At 36.6% G+C, this 522-nt stretch carries 1 protein-coding gene; it reads left to right on the forward strand.

What is annotated here, in order from left to right; genetic code table 11:
• Positions 1-522: zinc ribbon domain-containing protein (locus HXW94_RS18925; protein WP_178368429.1), on the forward strand; the 522-nt coding region annotated here is incomplete at both ends.

The following is a 522-nucleotide window of genomic DNA, read 5'->3' on the forward strand; positions in this document are numbered from 1 at the left end:
CGCCGAAAAACAAAAAAAAGTTTGGTAAAGAGTTAGGGCTGGATGTTGGATACAAAAAACTGATCGCCACTTCGGATTATAAAACCTATGGTCATGAGATGGAATCTGTTTATGAAAAAATTTCTCGCAAGAAGCAAGGCAGCAAAGCCTTTAAGAGAGCCTTGACCGAAAGAGATAACAAAACCAATCAATTTATCAATAAAGTGCCGCTTCGAAGGACAAAAGTTTTAGTTGTCGAAGATTTAAAAAATCTTAAACAAAAAACAAAAGGAAAGCTAAGAAAAACATTTGTTAATAAAATGCAGAGGTGGTCATATCGGGATGTTCTCGGTAGATTGGCATCGTTGTCTGAAGAACTGGGATTTGATTTTGAAAAAATTGATCCTGCTTATACCAGCCAACGATGTTCTGCATGTGGCGTGATTTGTAAATCGAATCGTCAAGGAGAGATTTACAAATGTGCTTGTGGTTTATTTTTAGATGCTGACATTAACGCTTCTCTTAATATTCTGCACTTGGGAG

The sequence above is a fragment of the Desulfobacter latus genome (assembly GCF_013389365.1).
GTDB classification, from domain to species: domain Bacteria; phylum Desulfobacterota; class Desulfobacteria; order Desulfobacterales; family Desulfobacteraceae; genus Desulfobacter; species Desulfobacter latus.